General features: G+C 74.1%; 2 protein-coding genes. Both read right to left on the bottom strand.

The features are described from left to right. A partial coding sequence (locus G3I65_RS44420; RefSeq protein WP_160701433.1) for an AAA family ATPase occupies positions 1–1,449 on the bottom strand: 1,449 nt, incomplete at its 3' end. A 6-nt stretch (positions 1,450–1,455) separates the two neighbouring features. Then, a complete protein-coding gene (locus tag G3I65_RS59170; RefSeq protein WP_375336770.1) occupies positions 1,456–1,623 on the bottom strand; it encodes a LuxR C-terminal-related transcriptional regulator in 168 nt (55 codons plus the stop codon). Between the last annotated feature and the right edge of the window lie 5 nt (positions 1,624–1,628).

Here is a 1,628-nt window from a genome sequence, read left to right as displayed (position 1 = left end):
GCCGACGTTCGGCGCCGCCGCGGCGAACGCGGGCGGGATCCACAGCGCCGCGTCCGCCTGCTGCGGCCCGGGCGGCAGCAGCGACAACGCCTGCGACAGGTGCCGTGCCGCGGCGACCAGGTCGAAACCCCGTTCCGCGGCGGCGAGTTCGACGAGCAGCCTGCCGCGTTCTTCGCTGTCGGGCGCGGTGTTCAGCAGGGCCCGGCGCAGGTAACGCGCCGCCAGCTCGCCGGCCCCGCGCTCCAGCACGCTGCCCGCGGCCGAGCTGAGGATCCGCACTTCCCAAGGGTCTTCGGCGATGCCGACCTTCATCAGCGTCTCGGCGACCCGCTCCGCCGGGCGGCCGTGCTCGTAGAGCAGCCTCGCCGCGCGCCGGTAGAGGTCTTCGCGCAGCTCGACCGGGATCGCGGACTCGATGCCGTCGCGCACGCTCGTGGTGACGAAGCCGATCCGCCCGTCCTCGCGGCCGGCCAGGCCCAGCCGTTCCAGGTGCTGCACCGCGGAGGAGTACTCGACGTCGTCGAGCCCGACGAGGTCGGCGGCGAGCCCGGGCTCGGCGAGGTCGCCGAGCACCGCGACCGCGCGGGCCAGCGCGAGCACCGCGGGCGGCTGCGACCCCAGCGACATCAGGACGCGGTGGTCGAGCAGCCGCACGGCTTCGGCTTCCGCGGCCGCGGTCTGGGCGGCGACCGGCCGCAGCCCTTCGGCGACCAGTCCGGTGAGGACGGTCGCGACGTCGGCCGGGTTGCCGCGGGAAACGTCGTGCAGCATCGCGGTGAAGGGCTCCTCGGCGCGTTCGCCGAACGCGACCTCCGCCATCGAAGCGACCGCGGACCGCGAAAGCGGTGCGGGCACGACGATCCGCGCGGCCGCGGTCACCAGCTCGTGCACCAGCGGGTACTTCGGTGCCTCGCATTCGTCGGCCAGCGCCAGCGCCAGCAGGATCCGCGACCCGCTCAGCCGCTTGGCGAGGTAGCCCAGCAGGCGCAGCGATCCCTGGTCGGCCCACTGCAGGTCGTCGACGATCACCACGACCAGGTCGTCGTGGGACATCGCGTGCACGACCGTGTGCAGTCCATAGAGGACGGCTTCGGTGGGCAGGTAGTGCTCGTGGCCGTCGGTGATGAGCCGTTCTTCGGTCAGGGCGCGCAGGATCTGCTCGGACGCGCCCTGGAACCACCGGTCCCGCTCCGCTTCGCCGGCCGCGACGAGCACCGGGCGGCACAGCTGCTGGGCGATGCCGAACGCGAAGTCCTCTTCGAGCCGGGTGGCGTCCGCGCGCAGCACCCGGGCACCCGCGCCGAACGCCGCCGCCATGGTGTCCCGCAGCAGCGCGGACTTCCCGCTGCCCGCCGGGCCGCTGACCAGCAGCAGGGAACCGTCACCACCCGCGGCCGCGTTCAGCGCGGTGGCGATCGCGGCTCGTTCGGCGTCTCGCTCCAGCAGCACCGGTCATCAACTCGCTGCGGAGCCGGGGCTCATCAGCTCGGCGAGCTGCCCCCGGCCGGTCACGGTCAGCTTGCGGTAGATCCGGGTCAGGCGCAGCTCCACCAAGCGGCTGCTCAGCTGCAGCGCCCGCGCGATCTCCGGGTTCGTCCGGCCCGCGGCGGCGAGCGCGGCGATCCGGG

The organism is Amycolatopsis sp. SID8362, from assembly GCF_010550475.1.
Taxonomy (GTDB): domain Bacteria; phylum Actinomycetota; class Actinomycetes; order Mycobacteriales; family Pseudonocardiaceae; genus Amycolatopsis; species Amycolatopsis eburnea.
This window is presented reverse-complemented; position numbering and strand designations above follow the sequence as displayed.